Annotated in this window: 12 protein-coding genes and 1 pseudogene; 10 read left to right on the forward strand and 3 right to left on the reverse strand. The window is 36.1% G+C overall.

Features of this window, described 5'->3' with window-relative positions:
• Window positions 1–525 precede the first annotated feature (525 nt).
• From FTV42_RS03950 to FTV42_RS03960, 3 genes are all read left to right on the forward strand, one after another.
• A complete protein-coding gene (locus FTV42_RS03950; protein WP_180037541.1) occupies window positions 526–2,151 on the forward strand; it encodes an HNH endonuclease in 1,626 nt (541 codons plus the stop codon).
• Window positions 2,152–2,296: 145 nt separating this feature from the next.
• Window positions 2,297–2,881, forward strand: coding sequence for a bifunctional 2-polyprenyl-6-hydroxyphenol methylase/3-demethylubiquinol 3-O-methyltransferase UbiG (locus FTV42_RS03955; RefSeq protein ID WP_180037717.1), 585 nt, complete (start codon window positions 2,297–2,299; stop codon window positions 2,879–2,881).
• A complete protein-coding gene (locus FTV42_RS03960) occupies window positions 2,874–3,878 on the forward strand; it encodes an HNH endonuclease domain-containing protein (RefSeq protein WP_180037543.1) in 1,005 nt (334 codons plus the stop codon). Before FTV42_RS03955 ends, FTV42_RS03960 begins: the two co-directional genes overlap by 8 nt.
• A gap of 432 nt (window positions 3,879–4,310) precedes the next feature.
• Here FTV42_RS03960 and FTV42_RS17810 read toward each other — a convergent pair whose 3' ends face one another.
• From FTV42_RS17810 to FTV42_RS17815, 3 genes and pseudogenes are all read right to left on the reverse strand, one after another.
• A complete protein-coding gene (locus tag FTV42_RS17810; RefSeq protein WP_180037545.1) occupies window positions 4,311–4,526 on the reverse strand; it encodes a transposase in 216 nt (71 codons plus the stop codon).
• A pseudogene (locus tag FTV42_RS03970) lies at window positions 4,507–4,743 on the reverse strand (transposase); the annotation flags it as partial. The pseudogene FTV42_RS03970 and the gene FTV42_RS17810, both read right to left, overlap by 20 nt.
• Before the next feature lie 15 nt (window positions 4,744–4,758).
• On the reverse strand, window positions 4,759–4,974 hold the full coding sequence (locus FTV42_RS17815) for a transposase family protein (RefSeq protein ID WP_373683216.1): 216 nt from the start codon (window positions 4,972–4,974) through the stop codon (window positions 4,759–4,761).
• A gap of 291 nt (window positions 4,975–5,265) precedes the next feature.
• Here FTV42_RS17815 and FTV42_RS03980 point away from each other — a divergent pair, with 291 nt between their 5' ends.
• The 7 genes from FTV42_RS03980 (at window position 5,266) to dpdJ (ending at window position 20,568) form a co-directional block, all read left to right on the forward strand.
• Entirely contained in the window at window positions 5,266–5,757 is a 492-nt protein-coding gene (locus FTV42_RS03980) for a VUT family protein (protein WP_180037549.1), read from the forward strand.
• Complete coding sequence (gene dpdE, locus FTV42_RS03985) at window positions 5,712–8,789, forward strand: protein DpdE (protein ID WP_180037551.1); 3,078 nt, start codon at window positions 5,712–5,714, stop codon at window positions 8,787–8,789. The genes FTV42_RS03980 and dpdE overlap by 46 nt, the downstream gene beginning before the upstream one ends.
• 64 nt (window positions 8,790–8,853) lie before the next feature.
• Window positions 8,854–11,313 (forward strand): protein DpdF, encoded by a 2,460-nt coding sequence (gene dpdF / locus FTV42_RS03990; protein ID WP_180037553.1) that lies wholly within the window; start codon window positions 8,854–8,856, stop codon window positions 11,311–11,313.
• A gap of 2 nt (window positions 11,314–11,315) precedes the next feature.
• Window positions 11,316–12,212, forward strand: a complete 897-nt coding sequence (dpdG, locus tag FTV42_RS03995; RefSeq protein WP_180037555.1) for a protein DpdG — start codon at window positions 11,316–11,318, stop codon at window positions 12,210–12,212.
• Window positions 12,209–15,322 (forward strand): protein DpdH, encoded by a 3,114-nt coding sequence (gene dpdH / locus FTV42_RS04000; RefSeq protein WP_180037557.1) that lies wholly within the window; start codon window positions 12,209–12,211, stop codon window positions 15,320–15,322. The genes dpdG and dpdH overlap by 4 nt, the downstream gene beginning before the upstream one ends.
• Window positions 15,319–16,047, forward strand: coding sequence for a hypothetical protein (locus tag FTV42_RS04005; protein WP_180037559.1), 729 nt, complete (start codon window positions 15,319–15,321; stop codon window positions 16,045–16,047). The genes dpdH and FTV42_RS04005 overlap by 4 nt, the downstream gene beginning before the upstream one ends.
• Window positions 16,048–20,568, forward strand: coding sequence for a protein DpdJ (dpdJ, locus tag FTV42_RS04010; protein WP_218946898.1), 4,521 nt, complete (start codon window positions 16,048–16,050; stop codon window positions 20,566–20,568). It abuts the gene before it with no gap.
• Window position 20,569: the final 1 nt, after the last annotated feature.

Here is a 20,569-nt window from a genome sequence, read left to right on the forward strand (position 1 = left end):
TCGTAGCTAATTACTTTATACATCAACTAAATATTGTAGAAATTACATATATTAATCTGTATGGATAAGCTTTTAAAAATATTAGTTAATTATTTTTGAAAGTCGATCGATTGTTTTTTGATCATTTAATTTGACCAATTGATTTTATGTACATAAGATAAAGATGTTGCAGCAAAATCTGTAATCAGGCGTAGGAAACCTGCATTTTCATAGGTAAGGAGCTATTTGTTATAAAAAGCTAATAGCTTCTTATAGGCTTTATTTTGCCCAAAATTATGGTGGGCTAAATAGGTGGCTTTACGGCCGGCCATCCCTATGAATGGTTTTCCTAAACTTATTTAGCTCGCCACCATTTCGCCGTAGGAAAGTGAAATGAATGGCCAAATAATCATAGGTGCAAAATGAGCCACACTACTATAAATACATCTTGAAGGTCTCCTAGGTCTACTGTGGATTTTCACGCAGTAGATCATTTCAACTTCACATCAAATTTATCTAACAAAATACGTGACTGGGAGATCTGTCATGGGAACAACTACGATTTTAAAAAATGTATTAGACCGCAAACCAATGGTTGCTTTTCCAACCCAATATGCTCTTAAACCTAGGCATTTTGAAGTGAAAATAAAAGATTTAGAAAATAGCCAAATTATTGAACAGCTGTATAAAGCAGATAATCAACGTTCTACAGAGTACTGGCGTCTGGTAGAAATTGTTGAGTTTATGCAGGAATGTATGTCCAATCCTAATACTTGGCTCACAGTGCTATATTGGATGGATGAAAGTGGGAATATCTATGTAATTGATGGTGGACATAGAGTTTCACTTCTCGTTGCATGGGTTAAACGTTATTTTGCTGATGAACAAGTAGACAGTGCTCCGAACTTTGATGATCAGCAAAAAGCTGATCTACGATATATTCGGGATAGACTAAAAGAATGCTCTGACTTCCAAAAAATAATGACTGATCCTAGTTTGATTAAAATAAAAGAAAATATCGAGAAGCTCAGTATTCGATTTATGCATGTAGTGGGTTCACCTGAAGATGCAAGAAAAGCATTTGAGTCCATTAATTCTAAATCAAAGCGTTTAGATCGATGGGAAGAGGCCCATTTAAAAAATAGGGGAAGAGATACTTTCTATGCAATTTATGCATGCTGTTATCTGAGTGATAATAGAGCGAATTTAATTGATCTGGGTGAAAATGAAATTAACCGTATAATTGTCTTAGGCGAAAAAATTCATAATTTATTGTTTAGAAATATTTTACTAGATACAGACCTAACGCATGGTAAGCGGATTGGATTGGTCACAGAGCTACTTAATATCCTATCTAACGATTCAGATATGGATTCAGATGAATCGGATGGCCAGGCTTTAAGAGTGTACGAAAGATTATCGGGGCTCTATACAATTCTATTTAGAATTGCCAAACCAGAAGGTGATAACCGAAATGTCAGTTTAGGTTTACATCCTCAATTATATTTCTTTAAAGATGGTCGTTTTCAAATCACATCTTTTTTGGCGTGGTTTGCAATTATTGCAGAATTACACAATGAAAATAAACTTCAGTATTTTACGAGTGTACGTAAAAGTGTAGAGACCTTAATTGCTAATTTTCCAATAGCAACTACAGAGACTGTTGGTAAATTTGGAAGTGGGATTAAAGGTCATGATCGACTGCAAATTGTCTATAAAGCATTTATCAAAATTAGTTCCAAAATTAACATCGATTTTGATGATGAATTAAACCTGAATACGATCATCTTGGCTTTGTCTAAATCTTTCGATTATTTAAATTTTAATGAACATCTAGAAGCCGGTTTTCATGGAATTAGGGATGAGCAAGCGATTAAAGATATTGTTGCCTACGTACAAAAATTAAAACCAGATGAAAGGCCAAAATCACATAAATTTTCATTAACAACCAAGACGATTCTTCGACAAAAATTTAATATTCATAATCATAATTTTTGTCGTATATGTGATGGTCTTTTACATTCTCCTTCGACAGAAGTAGATCATCGGATTGCGATGTCATTGGGGGGAGAGGGTCATATAGATAATGCAGTTTTATTACATCCTTACTGTAACCGTTTCAAATCGGATCGAACAGAGGAAGAAGCACGAGCAGCCTTGTTTGGTGCTTAAGTTTATATATGGAAGCACATCAAATACTGATGTGCTTTTTTTATGAAAAAAATACATCAATAGCCTAAGTTAATTTTTACGTTGTTTAAATAATAAAGTCGATTCTGATATGGTAATAGAATCAAATTTTCATTATTTTAAACGTATGAAAACAATAGATTATTACAATCAGTTTGCGGATGAGTTTGCTCTAGCCACGTTGTATGTGGATATGGAAAGTATATACCAACCATTTTTAGCTGAGCTGCCAGATTCTGCACGGATTTTGGATTTAGGTTGTGGCTCAGGACGTGACACTTTGGCTTTTAAAAATAGAGGCTATCAAGTTGATGCTATCGACTACTCTGAAGTATTGGTCGAACGAGCGACTCAACTGACTGGTATCGCTGTTCAGCTGCAAAGTTTTTATGAGGTTGATATACACGATGTTTATGATGGGATATGGGCATGTGCCTCTTTATTACATTGTGATCGTAACCGATTACCTGATGTTTTAAAACGTATTCATGCTGCATTACGCCGTGGCGGTATTTGCTATATGTCTTTTAAATATGGATCAGCAGATAGAGTAAAAGGAGGTAGAGTATTTACTGACTTAAATGAAGAGCAGGCTCAGGAATTGTTAGATCAGTTGGAGGGGGGTAGGGTATTAAAACAGTGGGTTACAGAAGATCAGCGAGCTGATAGACAAGAAAAATGGCTTAATCTGCTTTGGAAAAAACATGCCTGACTTTATCCCTACTGCGAAGGAACAGCTTAAGTTCCTTAAAAATATTCAGCTGATTTTACAGTCAGGTAGTTTTAGTAGCACCTATAAATTTGCATTGCTGATTAGCCTAAGTCGATTGGCAATCGAGAAAGGTGAAGACACAAGCGCATGTTTGACACTTGAGTATACTAATATCTCTGAGAAGTTTATTGAACTGTATTGGAAGCAAGCAGTGCCTTATACCTTTAATGATGAAGGACAACTGATCTTAAATCAAAATAATGGTAAGCAAGCTGCCATTGTGAATCGCATTATTGAGCTTAGACAGATTTATTCTTCGCTTGGATTATTAAGACGAGATTCATTGGTATGGTTGAAGTTAGTTAAAGATGTGGCACGCACTGTTAAAGAGATGCCAGTCCGTTATCTGCAAAACATCAATGGTCAAAATTTTGAGTTTATATATCAACTTGATCAGTGTAAAAAGCAGCTCATACTTTTACCTCAAGTCATGTTTTGCTTAAGACAATTCAGCGCAATTATTGAAGAGTTGTGTCAAAAACGCTGGATCGACTATATCCGGAAGAACAGTAGCAATGCGCCAATCTTGAATCAATTACCGAATCTTGAACAATTCATGTTTGAGCCGAGTCGAAACCAGTTGAATGCAGTTGCGAATGTGTTGCTCGAACTACAGGACTGTAAATGCTTCTACTGCAATAAACCAATGAAAAAAGGGAATTATGCTGTTGATCATTTTATCCCTTGGTCAATGTATCCATCGGATACAGGGCATAATTTTGTGTTGGCGGATTCAAACTGTAATTCTAAGAAAAGTAATTTACTCGCTTCTAATCATTTTTTGCATAAGTGGCAAGAACGTAATGAGGAACAAGATTTGATTATTGTAGATCGGATATCAGTATTAGGTTTTTTAACGGATAAAGAGCGATCACATAAGGTTGCAGAATGGGCATATGCTCAGGGAAGAGAGAATAATTATATTTTTTGGGAATAACTCCTTAATGACTTTTCTAATTACCTAGCGTCTTTGTTGCAAAACGTATTCAAATTTGTATTGAGTAATTTAATTTTTAATGAAGAAGAATGCTTCCGAATTCAATCGTACAACTAATTAGTCTACTTAAAATAGATCAAGGCATTATCTTGACTTTGTTTGATTCTAAACTAACAGTATGCTCAAACATAAGGTAAGGCATAGCGAAATACCATTTATGTTATAAGTATTTGATTATCAGTCTTCATCGACTTTGAGGAAAGTCTATCACTCAGACGGAGCTTATTGATTTACTTATCATGAATACTATAAGAATTTTATAAGTGTGTTGTGTTCGTGATGGGTGCTAAAAAAAAGACTGACTTTACGTGGGAGGTGAGAGTTATAAATGTCCAATCTTATTAAAATATTTTATTAGACCTCTTGCAAAAATCATTTTTTAACCAACCCCATGTTGTAAATCGCAGCAATTAAATTCAGATGTAAACCCATGCGTTTGCGTCTATTTCGATAACGTGTAGCCAGAATTCTAAAGATCTTTAATTTTCCATTAACGTATTCAATTCGAATACGACGTTTACAAATTTCCCTATTTATTTGCTTATGTAATAAAGTTAACGGCTTCTTTTTACTTGCCTTGAATGGCATGAGGCATTTTATCCCCCAAACGAATTAAACCTAAATAACCTTTATCAATCAGCATAAAGGCTTGATATTTCTGCTTCTTACGTTGAGCCTTAAACAACTGGAAATCATGTGTACTCCCATGTGTAAGACCTAATGAAATAATCTGCATCGTTTCATAATGAATGATGAGTTGAGCTTTGATCGTATGTCGTTTTTTCTTACCGCTATAGAATCTTTTCTGTTTTTTTGGACGCTAAATTGTCATTTCAGTTGCATTGACAATAACAACATTGCAATCTATCCCTTCTCCATGCGGTAATTTCTTAGGTAAATGAAATTTATCAGATTTTATTAAAATATTTTCTATTTTATGAATAATTCTGGACGCAGTTGATTCATGGATTTCATAACTTATAGCAACATGAAAGAGCGTGCGATATTCACGCCAATAACTTAGCGTCATTAACAGTTGTCTTCGAGTGAAAGCCTCGAAGGTCTACCTCGTTGAGTATTGACTTAGCTTGACTCTAATACTTCAAGCATTTCTAAAAAGGGTGAGGGTTGTATTCCAATCAGTCGTTTAAACTGACTATTTGATAGCATCTTTACTTTTTCATATTTCATGTACTCATGATAATAGAACATGACTTTTTAATGTGGATAAAAAACAAACAAAACGTTGATCGTTTTGATTTTTGCAAGAAGTCTATTGTATATAAGACATATAATTTAGCTTAAATTATTTAGTACTGGTGATGTTTTGTTTATTTCTTGGATAATACCGTTATGTTACATCTTGGTCATTGTTGCAGCAAATTTAAGCACGACATATTTTGGATTATGGGTAACACCACTTAATGCTTTTTTGTTGATAGGTGCTGAACTTGTTCTACGAGATGTAATGCATGAATCTTTAAGTAAGACAAAGATGCTAAGCATTGTAGTAATAGCCGGTATTATTTCTTTTTTGATAAATGCTGAAAGTAGGAATATCGCTATAGCTAGTTTTATGGCCATAGTTGTATCTTGCATCGTAGATTATTGTGTTTTTCATAAGACTAAAGGGACATGGATAAAAAGAAGTAATACTAGTAATTTCTTTAGTGGTTTTACTGATTCTCTTATTTTTCCATTAATAGCATTTGGGGTATTTAATCCTTATGTCTTTTTTTCACAATGGTTGGCAAAGTTTGCAGGCGGTTTTATGTGGACATTATTGTTAAAAAATTTAATGTCCAAACACTCAAAATAAGAATAGGTGGATGTGTGCTTTTAGGTGATTTAGTTGTATCTACAAAATTTTTAGGGGTTGGTAAAGTTATTCAAATGAATAATGAAACTTGTGAAGTTGCATTTTTTAATTCTCCTCGACAGCCTTATGCCAATGTGCAAATCTGTGAAATTACAGATTTAAAAAAATATACTTTATATGCAGAGCAAGTGGTTTATGTTTTGTATAAGGATGGTTATTGGCAACGTGCACGTTATATTGGTGAGTATCAGAATCATCAACATTTGTTAATGCTCCGTCAAGATGAACGACTTATTGCCAATTTTGCAGATATTTTTGTCTTAAATACGCATGAAGAATGGATTAATCCTATTGATTTTTTAAGTGTGCAAGCCAATGATGCACCATTCTTTTATCCTTTACGTGAAAAATTTATTGCTGCCTATACACGGCAACGTGCGAGTTGTTGTTCGATGGGTGCAATCTTAAGTAGTAGTATTGAGCTTGAAGCACATCAATTGGCTGTAGTGAAACGTGTGATGCAAGATCCTATTCAAAAATATTTATTGGCGGATGAAGTTGGTTTGGGAAAAACCATCGAAACAGGCATTCTGATTCGTCATCATGTGTTGAACCTGCAAAAACAAGCCCAAGTCTTAGTCATTGTGCCTGATGGTTTGGCACAGCAATGGCAAAATGAATTAGCACTCAGATTTCATCTTGAAGATGTCATGCCGTCGGATGAAAATGACAATCCTCAGGTTCAAGTACTTGGTTATCAGGAGTTTTGTAAAACTAAAAAAATGAGTGCAAAAACCATGATTGTGGTAGATGAAATGCATCATGTTGCAGCTTGGGCATGGGGGGAATCTTTAACACAAAATTTAGCATATCATCGTTTAGTCCATGCATGTGAGCAAGCCCAATCTGTATTGTTGCTTTCGGGAACACCACTCAACGGTAATGAAAAAAACTTTTTAGCGATGTTGCATTGCTTAAGTCCAAAGCATTATCAATTGGATGGAAAAGGTATTCAAAACTTTAAAAAGTCAATTGAACAAAGTGAATGGCTCGGTGGTATACGTGGTGCTTTGTCTGTTGAAAATGACAACATGAATATTGAGCGCATTTTAGATGAGTTGAGCCCACACTTTTTAGAAGATATGCAATTACATCATTTAATTTCTGAGCTAAGACCTTTGGTTGATTTATTTGATGGCAGAGAGATTGAAGATGAGGAGCGTCAGCAAGTCATTCAAGCGTTAAATCAATATATTGGTGAACATTATCGGTTATATGAACGTATGTTACGTAACCGTCGTGATAGTAAAGAATTGAGTGTTTTATTTCCCGGACTTGCGGGTGCACGTCAATTTCAATGGTCAATTGCGTCAAGCCAATTGTCATTAGAACAATTGATGCTGGAATATTTAGCACTGCGGTATCCAAGCGATGAGCAGCAACACTTCGCTTGGTTTAAGGATCTGATGGTCAGTCCACAGATGATCATCCAACGTTGTAGTCAAGAGTTAGACGATGCAACAGAAGATGAGGAAAAGTTTTCATTACAAGAAATTATTGCACAGGCAAAGATTGAGCAAAAAGCCAAAGATCAGTTGTTGATTGAAATGATTTATCAGGCTTTAGCACAATCACCAATCTTAAAGCTGATTGTATTTGTTGAAGATCAGGCTTTATCCCAAGAGGTTTATCAATTATTGACGGATAAGTTTGGTGATTGTATTGAGCATAATGCAGCAGATGAACATTTAAAATTTAATGAAGATCAAAATGATATTCGTATTTTAGTATGTGATGCTAATGGTGAGGATGGATTAAACCTACAAGGTGCAGAACGCTTGGTGATTCATTATGCCATGACCCATTCGATTAGCCGTTTAGAACAACGCTTAGGTCGAGTAAATCGTTATTCTGCCAATGTGAAAGGGATACAACCGATTGAAAGTTGGTTAATCGTACCTACATATTCAGGTATCTTTGACAGTTGGGTGAGTGTGCTTATCCATTCGGTGGGGATTTTTAATCGCACCATGGCAAGCTTACAATATGTGTTAGAAGAGCAATTTGCTTTAACATGGAAAGACAGTGTACAGCATGGCATGCAATCCTTTGAGCGATTACAGCAAAAGTTAGGCAATCATCAACAGGCAGATGCAGAGAGCTTTATTGAGATTGAATTAAAAAAAGTGCGTTTTCAAGAAGAATTGATGCGTATGGACGATCAGGTAAAACTTGCTGAGGCCTTTGCAAAAAGTGTTAGTCAATCGGATGATACAGCTGAAGAAGATGCCCAATTATTATTGGGTTGGATACTAGAGGCGTTAAAATTTAAAAAATACCGAGTAAATGCGCAGCAGTTCCGTTTAGGGTTTGTAAGTGACAGTCATGTGAAAGAAGGTGGACGGACATTATTAGATATTGATCGGTTTTTAAAAAATTGTTTGATGGGCATGGATTATAACGAAGCGCTGAAAACTCATATTATGTCGCCATCAAGACGTTTTTTAACCACAGAAGAAGGTAGTGTCTATCCATTGCGTTATGGACAACCTTTTGTTGATTCAATTTTTAATTTGTTGAAGCAAGATGCACGTGGTGCAACATCTGCCATTTTACGCATATTTAAGAAACATAAATTGCCACATCCTCAAATCTTTTTCCAAAGCACATGGTTAGTGAGCCATAGTGCAGAAAATCTTGTGGTCGCAGATGAATTGTTTGCGCCACGCATTGAAAAAATTTGGTTAGATTTTAAAGGTAATGTGGTATCAGAACAGCACCCATTGTATAAATTTTTATTTGTTGCGTATGACAATGTACGTTTAAAAGATTGGTTAGACGAGGCCAGTTTACGTCCAGATGTATGGGATGCAGTCAAGACTAAAATTTCTTTAACCCAATGGCAAAATTGGGTAGAAACAACTTCTGAGCGTGCCGAATCCATTTTAAGAGAAAAATATGTTGTAGAGGGTTTAAAATTTACCTTGGTGAGTATCCAATCTCATATTTATCTGTCACCAGAACAAATGTGATAAATAACGTTTAATAAATTTATTTTTTTATTGCTACTTCAATTATTTAGTTGGGTTGTTGTTCATGTCATTATTAGATCAAGACATATGGTACCGTTTTATCTCGGAGGTAAAAGGGTTAAATTTTGCTTTAGCACCTACACAATATACACATTTTAAACACCCATTTTTACAGCGTTTACAAAAGATCATTTTAGATACTCAGGGCTCAGGCCTAGACCTTGCTTATGCTATTCGGGATGTATTGGCATGTGTGGCTATACAAACAGAATTATATGGCGTACTCAATTTTGTAGATTCACGTTTATCAACAGAAACTAATACACAGGCAGGTATTAAACAAGACCATAGTGGTAACTTTGCTTTAATTTCAGATCAAGTAACATATTCTGAAGTGTATCAAAAAGCTAAACGTCGTTTTATTCGTGCTTTGCCTCTAGATCCGATTTTACAATCTAGATTTGAGCAGTGTAATATCCACGCTTATAACGGTGAAGGACAACGCCAAGCGATTCGCAGCATTTTATCCTCTGATAATAACAGTACTATTTTTGTGCAGTTGCCTACAGGGTGTGGCAAAACCCTGTTAATTCATGCATTAAGTTTATTGCAAGCACAACAACGGTTAATCTTAGTCATTGTACCCACAGTGGGTTTAGGCATTGAACAAGCACAACGGGCACAAGAGGTATTGTCGCAAGCAGGGTTAGATCATCAAGGTAGCTATGTTTGGCACAGTCAATTAGCTTCAGAAGAACGCTTAAACATACGCCAACGCATGAATGCAGGTACACAACGTATCTTATTTTGCTCTCCTGAAATTGCGATTTCAGCATTACGTGCGCAATTATTTGATTTGGCACAACATCAATTATTGGATTCGATTTTTATCGATGAAGCGCATTTAATTGATACATGGGGCACAGAGTTCCGTCCAGAATTCCAATTATTAGCAGCTTTGACACGTTCACTTAGAACGTATCAAAAGACATTGCGTGTTGTTTTAATGTCGGCAACGTTTGCGCAAAGTACTTGGGATTTATTAAAACAACTGTTTCAAGATTCAAGAAGTCCATTGGTATCAGTAAATGGTGGTTTTTTAAGACCAGAAATTCAATTTAATGTCCTAAAAACCCAACATAAATTTGAACATACCGAAAAAGTTTTGGCATGTTTACAACAACTGCCACGTCCGATTATTTTATATAGTGTTAAGCGTGATGATGCTGAAGATTGGTATCAGACTTTACGAGAATTAGGTTTTTCACGTGTGGGATTATTTCATGGTGAAACTAAAATTCAAGAACGAGAAAAGTTGATTCAAGCATGGAAAGATAACCAAATTGACATTATGGTAGCAACATCTGCTTTTGGGGTAGGTATGGATAAAAGTGATATTCATAGTGTCTTACATACCGCAGTACCTGAGAATATGGATCGGTTTTATCAAGAAGCTGGGCGCGGTGGGCGTGATGGTGCAGCCTGCTTATCATGGTTAATTTACTATGAAGAGCAAATCAAAATTGCGGAAAATTTGGCGGAAACCAAATTAATTAGTGTGGAGAAAGGGCATAAAAATTGGTTGGCGATGTGCCAAACTGCAGTAATTGAAGCCAACAACTTGCTCAGAGTTTCTTTAGGAAGCTTTAAAAATGAGCTAGCTAAAAGAACAGACTACAGTTTGGCTTGGAATATTCGTACTTTATTATTAATGCAACGTGCGGGTTTTATTCAATTGCAGTATATGCCAAAGCCAGTATTGGCAGCAGATGCTTCAGAAGAAGAAAAGCAAATATGGCATGATGGTTATCAAGATCAGATTCATATCAAGGTGTTAAAAGATAGTCATGTCAATCAAAATGCATGGCAAAATGGTATTGGCAATCAACGTAAAATTGAGAAACAACAACAGCGTTTACAACTACAGCAGTTACTAGAGTGGTTACAAGCACCACAAACACCCTTATGCCAATATCTACAACAATTTTATGCTTTAGATGGCAATTTACCTGAAAAAAGTTGTGGTGGATGTCCAGGATGCCAAAAGCAGGGTAAAACGGTTTTTACACCAACCTTAGGTCAGTATGTCTATCATTCAAGTTTAGTAGAAAATGATTTATTTAATGAGATTCAATATCTTTATTATCCAGCAACTCGACCTTTAACAATACAAATGAAGAAATTGTATTTACATGGTTGGAAAGATTGGATTGAAAGATTGATCCAAAATCAAACCATTGGGGCAATACGGGCATCAAGAGAAACACTCACGATACTAGGGATATTGATTCAATCTCATTTTTGGGCGGGCATTAGCTTTGATGAACCAGCTATTGGTGTCGCTGAGTTGGTTTTAATTTTACCGACAGAAGACTTTTCACAATTACGTACAGTGCAGCATGCACCTTTACAAATTATTGTTGCCCCTGACAATTTGCCTGATGCCCAGTCCCCGCATCGTTTGTGGTGGGCAACAAAAACCAATAGCCAAAGTTTAAGTGATTTTCAAAATAGAGGAAGATAAAAATGTCGATTGTAAATAATGCCCATCCCGGCTGTAGTATTTTAATCTTATCTACTATTGATCAATATTTGCTAAAAAATCGTGACAAAAGTATTACTTTAGAACAATTAAAACAGCAACTTAGACCTGATAGTTTGGCAAAAACTGAGGGTGCAGCAAAACGCTTTCAAGAGAATCTTGATTTTTGGTTGAAGTATCAAGTTTGGGGCTTAGATGAGACCCAGCAACAGATTTTTTTTAAACCTGAAGATGAACAACAAACTTTAGAATTTAGAGTTTTACAAAAAATTATCCAACTAACCACAGATCAACAAGCTTTTCTAGAGGGCAATGGGGTTGAACCTTTTGTTTTATTTCTAAGTTGTTTAATTCAGCAAGATCGTTTTAGCTTTATTGGTGGGGAGCGTTTAACTGGGGGAAGTTCATCCAATGTTTATGATGCCATTAACCAATATGCACAGTTACAGCGTGTGGTTAACCAGTCAAATGAAGCCGGGCATTTTATTAAATGGGCACAATTTTTAGGTTTTATTGAGCCTGACGCTCAAAATCAATATATTTTAGACCCAACACGGGCAATTTTGCCGTATTTAAAACTGATTTTTTCCGAGAAAAATAGCCTTCCTATTCAAGATTTTATACTAAAACTGGCTGAGCATTTGCCTATGTTTAAGCATGGACGTTTTACCGAATATTTGCGCGATGCGTTACGTGAACCATCAGTAGAGCAACAGTATCAAATCAGTGCCGCGTTGAGTCATGCCTTGCTGCGTTTAGAAGCCATGAATAAAATTAAATTTGAGAAAAAATCAGATGATATTGAGGCTATGCAGTTGCAACTACCACAAGGGATGCCTGCCAGAATGGTCAGCACAGTAAGCTTTAGGAGTATCGTATGAACTTAGAAAAATTTTGGCCAAGCGAGCAGTTTATTGCCCAATGTATTCGTACCGAAGCTGAAGAACTTCCTGAACATGTGTTATTAGCAGTACATGAGCCGATGCATCTGAGTCGCATTGGTAGTGATACTACAACCATAAAAACCGAACAAGATTTATTGGCTGATTTTTTAAAAACTGAGCGTCCAATTCCGATTATTGGGCGCTCAGGTGTCGGAAAATCACATCTAATTCGTTGGATTAATGCACAGTTAAAATTAAAACCTGAATGTCAAAATTGGCATATCGTGCGTATTCCTAAAAATGCCAGTTTACGCCAAGTATTAGAGTTGTTATTGGCAGGCTTAGAAGGTGAAATTTTTGAAAAAGCACGACAAAATATCAGTACAGTCGGTGAGAAACTCTCTACACAAAATGTGGCAGAATTACTACTCACGTTTATGTCACAACAATTGGTGAACTTGCGAACGCAGGTTGATGCACGTATTTTAGATATTAGGACAAACCCTGAATTAAGAAAACAAATTGCGCTACAAGAGCAATCAGATTTAACAAGAATTCGTCGTCATACGATGGAAAATAAAGGCTTATCGGAATTAATTACCGATCCACATTTTAAACAATTTTTATTGCAACCCACGCATTGTATTTATAAATTTGCCGAGCGTTTAACTGCAGGGGCATCTGCACATGATTTGGCAGAACATGATTATCAATTACATGCCAGTGACTTAGATTTTAGTTTAAATGCCGATGATTTATCTATTGGAGCTCGAAGTTATATTAAAGATGTAAGATTAAATACCATATTATCTGCACGGGAAGAGGCAGCAACAGTATTAAATGATGTACTTTCTGATGCCAATAAAGCTTTATTTAAACAATTATTTAGTTTTTCGAGTGGTAGTTTTGTCGATTTATTTAAAGATATTCGCCGTTTATTAAAACAACAAGACAGAACCCTTGTGGTGTTGGTGGAGGATATGGCTGCAATCTCAGCCATTGAAGATGTCCTCATTGACAGTTTATTAGAAGAGTCCATCACCGATGGTGAGCAAGAGTTGTGTGTATTACGTTCTGCGATTGCAGTAACAGATGGTTATTCGGGTTATTTACGTCGTCAAGGTACCATTAAAACCCGTGCGCTTTATGAATGGTATATCAGTGATCAAGTGGATGATGGTGAGCGTTTAAATCAACGTATTGTTGAATTTGTGGCACGTTATTTAAATGCTGCACGTTTTGGCAGTAAGGCACTTTTACAACAATGGCAAACTCAATCTGATCAAACATGGCCACCTATTTGGGCTGAGGCAGAAATAGATGATAATGTGAAGGCTTATGGATTTAGCGCAGATTTAAAGATTCCGCTTTTCCCATTTAATCACAATGCGATTATGGCATTGGCAAATAAATTTTGTCTTGAAGATAACCAGATTAAGTTCAATCCAAGACAAATTTTAAACCAAGTCGTTTTAAAGATATTAAAAAACAATAGAACTGATTTTGAGCAACATACATTTCCATTTGCCAATTTTGCAGAAATTACCATTTCACCGACGGTACGTGGTTATTTAAATGGTTTTGATGATATTTCACGCAGTGTTACTGTAGCTGCCATTTGGGGCTATGAAAGCCGTTCAATAAATGAATTGGCAAGTCGTTTAGATTATCGTATTGCATCCGCATTTGGCTTAACTGATTTTGCAAATTTTTTGCAACATTATGAGCAAAAAGGTAGCGCTATTGTTGCACCTGTAGCGACAACCACGCCTATTGATCTCACAATCACTGCTCAACCGTTGCACAATACGGTACACGCGAGTGTATCCCAAGAGAAAGATCCATTACAGATTGAATTTGAAAGAATTGATCAATTATTAGAAAAATGGTTGCAGCCTAGAAATGCCACCATGCTCGATCAAGAGACAGCAAAAATTTTGCGTCAAGAGTTAGAGCAAATGTTTAGCTTGTATGAAAATACTGATGCGCTAAGTTTTAATTTATCCTCAATTTTAAAAGATAAAATTAAAAATGGTAAACGTATATATATTGATATCCCAAATGCGCAATCAAATTTACCTGGTAGTATTTTAAGTTTCTTTAATCCTAATGATTTAAAAAATGAAGTGCGTTTAGCGGAAATACAAAGTATTAGTTCTGCTTTATTGCGTAATTATGTAGCTAAGCAAAAAGGTTTAAAAGCTTGGGAATATCCTGAAGGTTATCGAGATTATTTGATTTATCAAAATTTTAGCATGCATTGGGTGACATCATCTTTGCAACTATTTATGGTTGAAATGCGTCATCAAGCGGAAGCAGTCATGAAATCACAGATAGAAGCTGCTTATCGTTTAGGTGTATGGAAACATACGGATAACTTACAACAAAAATTAGAGGCTTTATTACTCAAGCAAAATCAACTCGATTATTTTGGCAATATGGCATTGTTTGATGGATTACGTGAGTCATTAAATGATTGGGATAACTTACGTAATGCGTGGTTAGATGTCTTTGCACAAAATGATCATGTGTATGAAGGTAAATTAGCTTTAGATTTATTTAGAAAGGCTGAAAGAAGTGTAGAAATCCATAGTATTTTTCCAGCCATCATTCGAAAAATTCAGTCTGGTCAGAAGGAATTACAAGCGCTATTTGTACGTCTAGATTTTGGTACACGTGAAAACTACAGTTTGGCTTTAAAATTGATGATAAAAAATATTGAAAAAGTCAGCCATCAAGGTAAATATTATCCAAGTCAGAGCAATATTTTACCTAATGCACGTGAATTTATTAAATTTATCCAGGGTTTAGACAATACTGACTGTTGGGAAATGATTAAATCCATTGTGGCGGTATTAACTGAATTAAATACAGAGCAAGCGATTCAGTGGGAAAAAATGATAGCGCATGTCCAGCGTATTGATGCGAGTTATTTAGAGGCTGTAAAGCGGTTTGTGAGTTATTGGCAAGAATTTTATCAACACAGTTATGTTCAGATTAAAGCAGTTAATGATAGTAATGGTGCAGAAAATTTAGACAGTGAGCGGCAGAAAGTCACGCACTTATTGGATAACTTAGAACACACCATACAAGGATTACACGCATGATGTCATTAATGAGCCAAATTACAGCCTATGCAGATGAGCTTGATAAAAACTTAAATATTCAAAGTTTTGCGATCAAAATTGAAGATTGTCGTAGTATTGAACAAAAAATGATTGAGGATGTACAGATGATTCAAAGTCTGGCACATACCTACCGTATTCTAAAAGTACATACGCATTTTGAACACCAACTACAAGAAAAATTCCAGTATTTACTAAGCTTGCTTAAAACGGTCAAAAATATTTGGCAAAAAGACAAAGAACAGTTACGTACAGAAGAAAGTTTTTCTCAGTTGCTAGAATCTCTTGCTTCTTGTCATGAAAAATTTGCTCAAGCATTGCAAAAACACTGGCAAGATTATTCGCAAAATTTGAAAAATGAGTTTTTTGTAGAAAAAACGCTGCTCAATGGGATTGCTCATATTCCGGGGCAGTCTCAAATTTATTTTGATTATGTTGAACAATTTAAACAATTTGAAAGTAAAAGTAAAACACTGCCTGTATATGAGGGTGATGTAAAGGTTTTACAGGAGACATCTAAAAAACTTTATGCATTAAAAGGCAGAATGCAGTTTGATGTACCTGAAGCAGTACAAGCATTTTTTGCACAGTTTAAACAATCAACTAGTACAGTAAACTTACAAATTGTGACGCCTGAAGTATTTCAATGGTTATATACCCATAACTTATTAAATAGTTTTATCGTACAACGCCAATGGAATACTTAAGTGATTAGTAAAAATACACCAGAATATAATGAACTTTTAAAAGCATGTTTGGATAAATTTGAAGAGTATGAAATACAAATGCTCGCTTGGGGCGATACGGGAAGTTTTTTTACACAAACAGAAGTTTTGGTCACGATTCGTCAAGTGTTAAATCAATTTGCGGTGCAAAGACAATCGTTGAATTTGGATGTCACTGCTGAAGATGTTTTTCTTAGCCTGACGCATGATCGTGCCATGCTGATTGAAATTCCGCATCCCGAAAAAGCCATGACCAATTCAGGTTTTTATCGTACACGCATGGCAGAATCGGTACATTTGTTTAAATTGCAACGCCAATTGTTTTGGAGTAAAAAAATTGAAGACAGCAAAACCTTGGTGTCTGATTTTCGTTTTGTACGCCGTCCACGCAGTTACCCACGCCGTGATTTAGCACCTGCTGATATTAAAAAACAATTGGGCGAGCGTTTAGGTCAACGCTTTGTGCCTATATTAGATTGTTTATTAAAAGATAAATTTAAACTGTCGGGCTTCCAAGAGCGCTCTTTATCTCGGATTTTGACTGAATATACCCATATTAAAGCCAGAAAACCGAAAGATTCTGCGTCTATTACGGGCAGTATTGTCTGTGCAGGAACGGGCAGTGGTAAAACCATGTCCTTTTATTTGCCGGGTTTAACCGCCTTGGTGGATAACTTATGTTATTACAAGGCTTCTGGTGTACAAATTCTTGCGATTTATCCACGGCAAGAATTACTCAAAGATCAGTTTTATGAAACGTGGAAACAATGTCGTGAGTTAGATGACTATACTCAACAAAAAATTGGTCGAAAACTGCGTATCGGTACTATGTTTGGGGTAACACCGATATCGGTAACTAAAGAAATCCAAGATCGTAAAGACAAAAAATCATTAGGTAATTTTGATTTTTTACATTGTACAACGCCAAATTGTCAGGGGAAAATGCAATGGCGCTTGGTAGATGTAGAACACGGCATAGAGAGGTTGTGTTGTAGTAAGTGTCATTTTACTGTAGCTGAAGATGAAGTTTTATTGACCCGAGAAAAACAGCGACATACGCCACCTGATATTTTATTTACGACCACCGAAATGTTAAATAGGCATTTGGTTAATCCTGAATTACAGCATTTGTATGGTGTGGGCTATGCATCAGCTAAGCCTATTATGGTATTGATGGATGAAGTCCATACTTATGAAGGTACGACTGGAGCACAAACTGCGTATTTATTAAGACGTTGGTTACAAATGAGCCAAGCGAAACCACATTTTGTAGGTTTATCGGCAACTTTGAGTGATGCAGCCAATTTCTTTGCCAATTTAATTGGTGCAAAGAGTAATCAAGTGGTATTACTCGAACCAAGTCGAGAAGAAATGGTTGATGAAGGAGCAGAATATATCCTGTTATTACGTGGTGATCCTGTGTCACAGACGGCATTACTATCAACCACGATTCAAACTGCAATGCTGACCAAACGTATTTTAGACAATAAGCAAAAAAAATCAGTTGGAGTTTGGGGTAATAAAACCTTTATTTTTACCGATGATTTAGACATTAATAACCGTTTATTTCATGCTTTAGTGGATGCTGAGGGTTTGAAATATCGTTATGGTGGGTTGTTACCAAATCCGGATCAAAAGCCTTTATCAGATTTACGTGCCAATCATGATATTGAAGAAAAACGCAAATATAAACAAATCAGTTTTGGGCAGGATTGGCGGATTGCTAGCCAAATTGGTCATCAATTTCATCAGGATCGGGCAGTTTTAGGTCGAACCTCAAGCCAAGACAGTGGTGTAGATACCCAAGCCGAAGTGATTGTTGCGACTGCATCTTTAGAAGTTGGTTTTAATGATCCTGAAGTGGGTGCAGTGATTCAGCATAAAGCACCTCGTGGTGTTGCCTCTTTTTTACAACGTAAAGGTCGAGCTGGACGTTCTCGAGAAATGCGTCCGTGGTTAATTGTAGTTTTGTCAGAATTTGGTCGAGATCGTTATATCTTTCAACGCTATGAAGAATTGATTAATCCGCAAGTTAAACGCCGTAGTTTGCCATTAGATAACCGTCATATTCAAAAGATGCAAGCTGCTTTGGTGTTGCTCGATTGGCTGAGTTTAAGGGTTAATGTAGGCGATAAATCAATTTGGAATGTCTTTAAATATCCAACGTATCGTACAGATCAAAATCCTAAAACACCACGTAAAGCATTGGCAACAGTGACGGAAAAAATTGAACAATTATTAGATGATCAAACTGAATTTGAAAATTTTAAGACCTACTTGAAATATGCTTTAAAAGTTGAAGATGATGTGGTGGATCAACTGCTGTGGGAATCTCCACGGTCTATTATGTTGTCGGTGATTCCAAGTATGCTACGTCAGTTGAAAACCCATTGGCGTGTGCACAATATAGAATGGGCGGGTGTACCTAAAGCAAGTTCACCATTACCCGAATATATTCCTGAAGCTTTGTTTGCCGATTTAAATGTACCTGATGTCAATATTGGTTTAAGTCGTGGTCAATATCCAAAATGGGAAAGTTTGGGTTTTTACCAAGGCATGCGTGAGTTTGCTCCAGGGCGTTTATCGAAGCGATATGCCATTCAATGGAACGGTTGTGATTGGCTTATTCCATCGAATTTTAATCCTAAAACGGTATTTGATGGTGAATATCTCTTTGAAATGACGGATGCTTTTGGCGAAGATTTGCATGATGAAGGCACAGTAATCACTTCAGATCAGCAAGTGATTAATATTTATCGACCCAAAGAAGTTCGTACGCAAGTGTTAGATTTTAAATTTAACTTAAAAGATAAAAGTAATGCTGCAGTAGAATGGTTGGCAAACTTTCATGATTTTTCAGAGATTGTGGAACCACCACCACAAGGTGTATGGTCTAAATATTTAAAGCACATTAAATTCTGTTTGCACAAACATGCCAGCCCTGTTGAAGTCACACGTTATAGCCATACCACGCTGGCCACTTTAGATTTTAAAAGTGGTGAACAACGGCATCTTGAGTTTATTTGGCATAAGCAAGGTATTAAAGCAGCGATTGGCACAAAACAATGGGTAGATGGCATTTGCTTTAGTTTTGAACTGAATGATGCGGATATTATCCGTATTTTACAAGAAGAGAAAGTACAGCAATCCTTACGTATTTTATTATTTAAAGAGCGTTTAAATCAGTGTAAAAGCTTTAAAAATAACGTTTTTAAAGCTAATTGGGTATATGAATGCTACATGGCAGCTTTGGCAACACAAATGAGCAATGCCCCTGCAGATGTAGACTCGATTGTACATTATGCAGTGAATCAATTGACCACAGTACAAGGACAAGTTGTTTTACAGGATATCCCATATAGCTTGTTCCATTCAGACATTGAAAATGATGATTCTGAGCAAAGACTACAAACTGAACTCATTGAATTATTTCAGAACCCTAAGGTTATTAATGAGATTAGCCAAGCTGCAAGTGCTTTATGGCAGCCAATTTCAGACTTGCCAGAACTCATTGAATTTGCCCGTAAAATTACTGAAAATACCTTAGCTGCAGTTTGTAATCAAACTTTATTTACGTTATTAAATGATGCCGATGAACGTGCAGTATTGGTGGATATTGAGCATGTTGATGAAAAGGTCAATGTCTGGTTGACCGAATCGGAACAAGGTGGTTGTGGCATTATTGCCAGCTTGGCTGATTTATATGTGGAAGATCCACGCCGTATTTTAAATGTATTTATGAAGCATTTACGTGCGGGAGAATATGAACAAGTGGATACGTCTTTGTATAAATTATTACGAGACTTACCAACATCAGCAGAATTACAGTTATTATTTACTGAAGTTAGACAGGCTGAAGATCATCAACAGCGTAAACATGCTAATCAGACTTTACAAGAAAAACTGTCAAAACAGGGCTTTATTTTGAGTCAAAGTTTTTTAAATCTTTTATATTCTCGTGTGTTACGCCCGGGTAGTAATACTGAATCGGATACGGAATTACTGGCTTTATTAAACCAATGGGTAGATTTAGAACAAAAAACTGGTTTAGAGTGGGCATTAAATCTATTTACCCATACTGCAGCTTTTGCACAGTCTAGTACTAAAAAATCGGAAGATATTTTTAATTTACATTGCAGTTATCAAAGTTTGTTGTGGCCAAAAGGGCAGGTGGTGAGAGATTCAGAAATGAGTTTCTATAATCAATTTAATCCTAAAAATCTTACAGAGCGGTTGTTGGTGAAACAATTGTTTGCTGAAGATATTGCCCAAGTGGTTTTTGAGGGGGAAGTTTCCGTTATACACCAACAATTGGTGCAACATGGCATTGTGGATGTGGTTTGTAGCGAAAAAAATGATACCAGTGTTGGCAAAGTTATGTTGATATTGCAAGAGCAACATATTGATTATTATGGATTATGGTTGTATCCACGTGTGATTGGTTTGTTCTCTGAAGATGGATGCATCATCATAAGACTTGAATTAGCTGAAGCAGTACAGTGAG

The sequence above is a fragment of the Acinetobacter sp. YH16052 genome (genome assembly GCF_013417155.1).
Classification (GTDB): Bacteria; Pseudomonadota; Gammaproteobacteria; order Pseudomonadales; family Moraxellaceae; genus Acinetobacter.

What these genes read in the sequence shown, in the direction of transcription:
- FTV42_RS03950 (WP_180037541.1), top strand. Translation starts at nt 526, where the DNA reads ATGGGAACAACTACGATTTTAAAAAATGTATTAGACCGCAAACCAATG.
- FTV42_RS03955 (WP_180037717.1), top strand. Translation starts at nt 2,297, where the DNA reads ATGAAAACAATAGATTATTACAATCAGTTTGCGGATGAGTTTGCTCTA.
- FTV42_RS03960 (WP_180037543.1), top strand. Translation starts at nt 2,874, where the DNA reads ATGCCTGACTTTATCCCTACTGCGAAGGAACAGCTTAAGTTCCTTAAA.
- FTV42_RS17810 (WP_180037545.1), bottom strand. Translation starts at nt 4,526, where the DNA reads ATGCCATTCAAGGCAAGTAAAAAGAAGCCGTTAACTTTATTACATAAG.
- dpdF (WP_180037553.1), top strand. Translation starts at nt 8,854, where the DNA reads ATGTCATTATTAGATCAAGACATATGGTACCGTTTTATCTCGGAGGTA.
- dpdG (WP_180037555.1), top strand. Translation starts at nt 11,316, where the DNA reads ATGTCGATTGTAAATAATGCCCATCCCGGCTGTAGTATTTTAATCTTA.
- dpdH (WP_180037557.1), top strand. Translation starts at nt 12,209, where the DNA reads ATGAACTTAGAAAAATTTTGGCCAAGCGAGCAGTTTATTGCCCAATGT.
- FTV42_RS04005 (WP_180037559.1), top strand. Translation starts at nt 15,319, where the DNA reads ATGATGTCATTAATGAGCCAAATTACAGCCTATGCAGATGAGCTTGAT.